Here is a 7,185-nt window from a genome sequence, read left to right on the forward strand (position 1 = left end):
AGATGTGTATAAGAGACAGGCCAGCACCCGGCCCTGCGGTGCGGCGGGAGGGCCGGGCTCCGGCAGCTCCCGCGGGGTCTGCTCGCTCACCCGTAGCCCAGGGCGTGAAGCCGCTCGTCGTCGATGCCGAAGTGGTGGGCGATCTCGTGGACCACGGTGATCTCGGTCTCCGCGACGACATCCTCCTGCGTCTCGCACATCCGCAGCGTCGGCCCCCGGTAGATGGTGATCCGGTCGGGCAGCACCCCGGCGTACCACTCGCCCCGGTCGGTGAGCGGGGTGCCCTCGTAGAGCCCGAGCAGGTCGGGGTCGCCGGGGTCCGGTTCGTCCTCGACGAACACCGCCACGTTGTCCATCAGCCGTGTCAGCTCCGGCGGGATCCGGTCCAGAGCCTGGCTCACCAGCTCCTCGAACTGTTCGCGCGTCATCTCCAGCACCCGGCCATTGTCCCGTACGGCGGCCCCGTGCGGGCAGGCCGCGACCTGGCCGGCCCTGCTCCTCCGGCGGATGCCCGGCCCGCGTCCGGCATGACGGAGGCCGTACCGGGGCATACGGGCCCAATGGTCCGCGTCCCGTTCCGTGCCGCAGCCGACCGCGTCCGGCACCGCCTCACCCAGATCGTCCGCCCGAAGCCCCGGGGGCGCGCCCCGGTCGGCTCCGGCACCGCGGCCCCCGGTGACCTGACGGGTCCCGCCCGCCGCCCGTACCTCCGCGCCCTCGGCATGCTCGCCGTCGTCGTGCTGGGGGCCTGGCTGGGACTGCTCGCCGTGGGCTCCATCCGTACTCCGGTCGGCCCCATGGACACCAACATGACGCTGCGCCCCTCCCTGACCGGTGGCAGCAAGATCAACGTGTCCCCGCTCGGCGCCCTGGAGCTGGACTCGCACATCGCGCCGCTCCGGCTCGACGTGGACGTGGACCGCCTCGACCCCGAACGCTCCCAGGCCCTGGTCGACCGGCCGGAACGGTTCTCCAGCCTCCAGGACGAGGTCACCCGGGATGTCGCCGCCGGCACCCGGGAGCTGGCCGTGCGCTCCTGTGTCGCCGTCGTCTCCGGCGCGACCGCGCTCGGCCTCGTCGTCTACCGCCGCCCCCGGCGCGCCCTGGCCGCCGGCGGGCTCGCCCTCACCCTGCTGGCCGCGTCCGGCGTCAGCGCGTACGCCACCTGGAACCCGAAGTCCGTCCTGGAGCCGAAGTTCTCCGGGCTGCTCTCCAGCGCCCCGTCCCTGGTCGGCGACGCCCGCTCCATCGTCACGGAGTTCGACATCTACCAGCAGGAGCTGGCCCGCCTGGTCACCAACGTCACCAAGCTGTACGACGCGACCTCCACGCTCCCCGTCTACCAGCCCGACCCGGGCACCATCCGGGTCCTGCACGTCTCCGACATCCATCTCAACCCGGCGGCCTGGCACATCATCGCCTCGCTCGTGGAGCAGTACGAGATCGACGTCATCATCGACTCCGGCGACACGATGGACCACGGCTCCGCCCCCGAGAACGGCTTCCTCGACCCGATCCGCGACCTCGGCGCGCCCTATGTCTGGGTGCGCGGCAACCACGACTCGCCCATCACCCAGGCGTATCTGACGAAGTTCAAGAACGTGAGCGTCCTCGACGACGGCGGCGCGGTGAACGTCGGCGGGCTGCGGATCGCGGGCACCGGCGACGCCTCCTTCACCCCGGACCGGACCGCCCCGGTCGGCGGCAAGGAGGCGGCCCAGCTCGAAGGGGCGCGCCTGGCCTCCGCGCTGCGCGACCAGGAGCGCGCGGGCACGCCGGTCGACATCGCCGTCGCCCACGACCCGAACACCGCCCGGGAGACCGACGGCACGGTCCCGCTGGTGCTGTCGGGCCACCTCCACCGCCGGATCAACGAGCAGCTGAAGCTCGGCACACGGCTGAAGGTCGAGGGCTCCACGGGCGGCGGCGGGCTGCGCGCCGTCCAGAACGAGAAGCCCGAGAAGGTGCACGCCTCGGTGCTCTACATGGACCGCTCCACCCGCCGGCTCCAGGCCTGGGACGAGATCACGCTGGGCGGTCTCGGACTGACGACCGCCGAGGTCAGCCGCCATCTTCCGGAGGAGAACCTGAAGAAGGACGCCCCGGTCTCCCCCACCCCGTCACCCACCTCCTCGTCCACCTCCTCGCCCTCCCCTACCCGCTCCCCGACGCGCCCGACGCCCTCGCCGTAAACCGTTTTGGCGATAGCTCCACCCATCCCATATGCTTCTCACGTCCCCGACGCGCTGCAAAGCGAACAGGCGGGCCAATAGCCCTCATCGTCTAGTGGCCCAGGACGCCGCCCTTTCAAGGCGGTAGCACGGGTTCGAATCCCGTTGGGGGCACGTTTCACCATGTGCGAGACTTGTTTCGCACATTGCTTGGTCCTGTGGAGCAGTTTGGAGTGCTCGCCACCCTGTCAAGGTGGAGGCCGCGGGTTCAAATCCCGTCAGGACCGCTGCAGCCCCAGCGGCTGCGTGGCTGGGTAGCTCAGTTGGTACGAGCGATCGCCTGAAAAGCGATAGGTCGCCGGTTCGATCCCGGCCCCAGCCACCTCGGAAAGCGCCTCGGACGGAGTTCTCGTCTGAGGCGCTTCTCATGTGCGGGGGAGCCTCAGGGCGGTGCCGGCGACCAGGCCGCGATCAAGCGGTGATCAAGTGGTGAGCGGGCAACGAAGCTGATGCCCATGCCCGGCCCCCCAGTCGCTTCATTCCACCTCTCGTTCGAGGAGAGCGTGGAATCTGCGCGCGGGTCGGCCCGTGAGGCGCTGGACGGTGTCGGTGATGCGGTCCTCCGCCCCCTCGGCGATGGCACGGTCCATGCCGGCCAGCATCGAGGCGAACTCCAGCGGCACATGCGCCGCGAGGCGGTCGCGCATCTGTTCGTAGGACAGGCGGCGGTGGTCCACGGCCCGGCCGGTGACCCGGGTGATGGTGGTGGCGATGTCGTCGTAGCTGAGCGCCTCCGGCCCGGTGAGGACGAGATCGGTGTTGGGGGCGTGCGCGTCGGTCAGAGCATGGACAGCGACGGCCGCGATGTCCTCGACGTCGACGAAACCGACCCGGCCGCTCCCGGCCGCGGTCCAGACAGCGCCTTCTTCCCGGATGCTCACGGCGTGCGCGTGCGTGCCGGTGAAGTTCTGCATGAACCACGAGGGCCGCAGCACCGCCCACTGTTCGAACAGATCGGGCAGGGCCTGGTGCACTGTTCCCACCGCCGGGCCGCCCTCGGGGATGGCCGAGGAACTGAGGAGCACCGCACGGCGCACGCCGGCCAAGCGGGCCCGCCGGAGAAAGGGCACCATGACCGCCGCCGGGTCGGCGTCGCCCACGGGCGGGATCAGGTAGACGCGGTCGGCTCCGTCGAGGGCGGCGGCATGGGTGGCGGGTTCGTACCAGTCGAAGGCGACCGGCTCCGCGCCGGGGACGTCGGCGGCGCGACGGCTGGCGGCCTTGACGCGGTGGCCGGAGGCCGACAGCCGCGCCGCGGTGCGGCTGCCGGTGGTGCCGGTGGCGCCGATGACCAAGGTGGTGCCCGTGTCCGGGGTGGTGCCCGTGTCCGGGGTGGTGCCCGTGTCCGAGGTGGTGCCCCTGTCCGGGGTGGTGCCCGTGTCCGAGGTGGTGCCCCTGTCCGGGGTGGTGCCGGTGGTGGTCATCGGGTGCTCCTGGTGAAATCGGTGCCGGGTTCGAGGACGGCGAGGGGGTTCCAGTAGTCGCGGTAGGAGGTGATGTGCCCGTCCCGGACTGTCACGACGGCGATGTAGGTCATGTCGAAGGGCCGGCCGGACTCCACCAGGCGGCCGACGCCACGCATCTCGACCACGACGACCTCAGGATCGGCGGTCCGGTGGATCCGCGATTCGGGGAAGTCATGCAGATCGATGTGATCCGGGTAGTGGCGCATGTACGCGGCGATGGCCTCCCTGCCCTCCAGACGCTTCGGCCAGCCATCAGGGGCGAAGGGGAACTCCAGCAAGCCGTCCTCGGCCCACAGCGCGACCCACGCGGGCATGTCCTTGTCCAGCAGCAGCCGCAGGCTGTGACGGTAGAGGTCCGCCGGAGAAGTCGGTGCAGACATGGGTATCCTCCATCTCATGGAATATGGACCCTGGGTCCGCTTTGACGATACGGACCCGTGGTCCGCTTTGCAACCGGAGGTGCGGCATGCCCGAGCGCAAACCCCGCAAGGACGCCGCCCGTAACCGGCAGGCCGTCCTGGCGGCCGCCGACGCTCTCTTCGCCCGCTGCGAGAGCCCGGAAGGTGTCACCTTGGCCGCCGTCGCAGCGGCGGCCGGCGTCGGCAAAGGCACGCTCTTCCGGGCCTTCGGCGACCGCCCCGGACTGCTGCGCGCGCTGTACGAAGCACGGCTGGAACCAGTCAGGGAGGCCGTTGAGGCCGGACCCCCGCCCTTGGGCCCCACGACCCCGCCGCAACAGCGCGTACCCGCCCTGCTCGACGCTCTCCTGTGCTTCAAACTCGACAACCGCCGCCTCATGCTGGCCCTGGAGGAAAGCGGGAGCGGCAGCCCGTACCAGGCCGAACACTACGAACGTTGGCACGGCCTGCTGGACGCCATGCTGGGGCAGATCCCCGGCGTGACCGACAGCGACTTCACCGCTCACGCCCTGCTCGCAGCCACCCGAGCCGATCTTGTCGAGCATCTGGCCGGGCATGAGCGCGGGTCACGCGAAAGGATGCGGGCACAGTTGGCGACCTTCACTGCCAGAGTCCTGGGCTCCGCCCCTTCCTGACGTTCCCGGTCCGCCCGCGTCCGGCGTGGGCTTCGGTTACCCGGCGCGGCGGTTCAGTTCTGCCGTGGGAGCTGGGCCTGGTAGTGAGCTGCTACCGGGCCCAGTTCCGTCAGCCACTGGATCAGCTTCTGCTGCTTCTTCGCGTTGATCACGCACTCCACGAACCAGCCGTTCGGATGGATCAGGCCGACCCGCAGGAAGGTGCCCCGGGCCGTGTAGTGGAGCTGGGTGATCTGCTGCCAGGGGTAATCGGTGACGTGGCCGCCGATGTCGAAGGAGACGCCCTGGTCGTCGATGACGAGGGCGTTGCTCTTGTCGAAGGCCACGAACTCCGGGGCGACGGGGGCCGGCAGGCCCCCGTACGGCGGAGGAGCCTCGCCCCCGTACGGCGGAGGAGCATACGAAGGCCGCGGCGGGAAGTCTCCTGGCGGCGGGCCGAAGCCGGGGGTCGACATGGGCCCATTGTGCGCGAGCGCCCCGGGCCCCGAGGAGAGCGGGGCGCTCCGCCGAGGACGGCGAGCGCCGATTCCGCCGCGGAGGCCCCCGGTGGACGCGAAGGCCGCGCCCGGTGGGCGGGGCCTTCGCCGTGTCACACCTTCTCGGTCTTCTCGGTCTCCTCGGGCTCCTCGGTCGTCTCCGCCGATGCGTCCGTGCCGCGCCGGCGCAGGGCCCGGGCGCCCAGGACCAGCAGCGCCACGAGCACCGCCGCTCCCAGCAGCACCCCGTCCGGCACCCGTTCGCCCAGGTTCTGCGCCCACTGCTCGACCGCGAACGAGTCGTCGACGCCCAGCAGACCGGGCAGCGCGGTCGTCCCGTCGTACACGAGGAACAGCGTGCCGAGCCCGATGAAGAACAGCCCCGACAGCAGCGACGTGGTGTGCAGTTCGAACCGGCCGAGCCGGACGGCACGGCCGCGCAGCCAGGTCCGGCGGCCGAGGTCGAAGCGTTCCCAGAGCAGGGCCAGCACGAAGAGCGGTACGGCCATCCCGAGCGCGTAGACCGCCAGCAGCAGCCCCCCGTAGACCGGGCTGCCGCTGACCGCCGCGACGGTCAGGACGCTGCCGAGGATCGGGCCCGCGCAGAATCCGGCCAGGCCGTAGACCGCGCCCAGGGCGTAGACGGAGAACGCCGTGGTGGGGCGGATCCGGCCGCTGAGGGCCGCGATCCGCCGGGACGCGAAGCCGAGGCCGACGATCTGCGCGACGCCGAGCACGATGATCAGCCAGCCCGCGCCCATGACGAGGGCGTCGCGGTGACCGTAGAACAGCCGTCCCGCGTAGCTGCCGGCCGCGCCGAGCGGGACGAGGGTCGTGGCGAGCCCGGCGTAGAAGATGCCGGTGCGGGCCAGCAGCCGGGAGGTGGAGTCGATGGAGTACGCGAAGAAGGCCGGCAGCAGCAGCGCGCTGCACGGACTGACCAGGGCGAGCAGCCCGCCGAGGAGGGCAGCGAAGTAGCCGATGTCCGCCGTCACTTGGCGGTGTGCCCTGCGTCGTTGCCCGCGTTGCCGGTGTCCTTGCCGGTGGCCTTCGCCTGCTCGGCGGCGGCCTCGATGGCCTGGGTGAACGTCTCGTCCGGCTGCGCTCCCGCGATCGGACGGCCGTTGATCAGGAACGACGGGGTGGACGTCGCGCCGATGCTGTACGCCTGCTCCCGGTCCTTCGCGACGGCGTCCCGGGCGGGCTTGCCGTCGAGGTCCTTCATGAACCGGTTCAGGTCCTTCACCCCGGCCTTTTCGGCGAGCGCCTCGACCCGGTCCTTGCCGAAGCCCTTCTCCTTCGCCCCTTCGGCGTAGGCGGCGCTGTGGAACTCCCAGAAGCGGTTCTGCTGCCCGGCGGCCCAGGCGCCGCGCGCGGCGTTCTCGGACTCCTCGCCGAAGATCGGGAAGTTGCGCCACTCGATGCGCAGCGTGCCGTCCTTCACGTACTTCTCGATCAGCTTCGGTTCGGTGTCCCGGGCGAACTTGCCGCAGTAGCCGCACTTGAAGTCGGCGTACTCGATCAGGACGACCGGGGCGTCGGCGCGGCCGACGGCCAGCTTGTCGTCCGCGTCCCGGCGGGCGAGCTTCGTCAGCTCCGGGTAGACGCCCTCGTTCGGGTCGGCGGAGACCTCGGCGGCCGGGGCGGAGGAGGTGTCCGGGGCGGTGTCGTCGGGGGCGGTGGCCCGGTACGACACGAAGCCGAGGAGACCGGCGGCGACGACGATCGCCGCGCCGTAGACCAGGGGCTTGCGGGACGAGGACTTCCGGCCCGTGGAAGTGGGCTTCTTGGGCGTGGAGACGGGCTTCTTGGGCGTGGGCATGCGGCACTCCGTGCTGGGGATGCGGGAGGAGAAGGGCGCGGATCGGGCATGGCCCGCCTACACGCGCAGCACGGAGAGTTCTACGGGGGTCGGGGTGTACGTGGCCGGGGCGCGGGCCCGCGCCCCGGCCACGTAC

Annotated in this window: 8 protein-coding genes and 3 tRNA genes; 5 read left to right on the plus strand and 6 right to left on the minus strand. The window is 71.2% G+C overall.

The features are described from left to right. Positions 1-86: 86 nt before the first annotated feature. On the minus strand, positions 87-437 hold the full coding sequence (locus CR470_RS34365) for a metallopeptidase family protein (RefSeq protein ID WP_006125792.1): 351 nt from the start codon (positions 435-437) through the stop codon (positions 87-89). Between the two features lie 123 nt (positions 438-560). Here CR470_RS34365 and CR470_RS34370 point away from each other — a divergent pair, with 123 nt between their 5' ends. From CR470_RS34370 to CR470_RS34385, 4 genes are all read left to right on the plus strand, one after another. Continuing rightward, positions 561-2,192, plus strand: a complete 1,632-nt coding sequence (locus tag CR470_RS34370; protein ID WP_097871345.1) for a metallophosphoesterase family protein — start codon at positions 561-563, stop codon at positions 2,190-2,192. An 80-nt stretch (positions 2,193-2,272) separates the two neighbouring features. Next, positions 2,273-2,345 (plus strand) — tRNA-Glu (locus CR470_RS34375). A 38-nt stretch (positions 2,346-2,383) separates the two neighbouring features. Beyond that, a tRNA-Asp gene (locus CR470_RS34380) sits at positions 2,384-2,458 on the plus strand. Positions 2,459-2,479: 21 nt separating this feature from the next. After that, a tRNA-Phe gene (locus CR470_RS34385) sits at positions 2,480-2,553 on the plus strand. Between the two features lie 154 nt (positions 2,554-2,707). Here CR470_RS34385 and CR470_RS34390 read toward each other — a convergent pair. Next, on the minus strand, positions 2,708-3,655 hold the full coding sequence (locus CR470_RS34390; RefSeq protein WP_257139016.1) for an NmrA family NAD(P)-binding protein: 948 nt from the start codon (positions 3,653-3,655) through the stop codon (positions 2,708-2,710). Continuing rightward, positions 3,652-4,077: a nuclear transport factor 2 family protein gene (locus CR470_RS34395; protein ID WP_097871346.1), complete on the minus strand. Its 426-nt coding sequence runs from the start codon at positions 4,075-4,077 to the stop codon at positions 3,652-3,654. Before CR470_RS34395 ends, CR470_RS34390 begins: the two co-directional genes overlap by 4 nt. A gap of 86 nt (positions 4,078-4,163) precedes the next feature. Between CR470_RS34395 and CR470_RS34400 the strand changes: the two genes are divergently transcribed. Further along, the gene (locus tag CR470_RS34400; protein WP_097871347.1) at positions 4,164-4,751 is read left to right on the plus strand and encodes a TetR/AcrR family transcriptional regulator; all 588 of its coding nucleotides are present in this window, start codon (positions 4,164-4,166) and stop codon (positions 4,749-4,751) included. A gap of 53 nt (positions 4,752-4,804) precedes the next feature. On the opposite strand, the gene CR470_RS34405 is transcribed toward CR470_RS34400, so the two are convergent. The 3 genes from CR470_RS34405 to CR470_RS34415 form a co-directional block, all read right to left on the minus strand. Beyond that, complete coding sequence (locus CR470_RS34405) at positions 4,805-5,206, minus strand: hypothetical protein (protein ID WP_143663936.1); 402 nt, start codon at positions 5,204-5,206, stop codon at positions 4,805-4,807. Positions 5,207-5,340: 134 nt separating this feature from the next. Beyond that, the gene (locus CR470_RS34410; protein ID WP_097871349.1) at positions 5,341-6,222 is read right to left on the minus strand and encodes a cytochrome c biogenesis CcdA family protein; all 882 of its coding nucleotides are present in this window, start codon (positions 6,220-6,222) and stop codon (positions 5,341-5,343) included. Next, positions 6,219-7,049, minus strand: a complete 831-nt coding sequence (locus tag CR470_RS34415; RefSeq protein ID WP_097871350.1) for a DsbA family protein — start codon at positions 7,047-7,049, stop codon at positions 6,219-6,221. Before CR470_RS34415 ends, CR470_RS34410 begins: the two co-directional genes overlap by 4 nt. Positions 7,050-7,185: the final 136 nt, after the last annotated feature.

Source organism: Streptomyces sp. rh34 (genome assembly GCF_002551245.1).
In the GTDB taxonomy this organism is placed as follows: domain Bacteria; phylum Actinomycetota; class Actinomycetes; order Streptomycetales; family Streptomycetaceae; genus Streptomyces.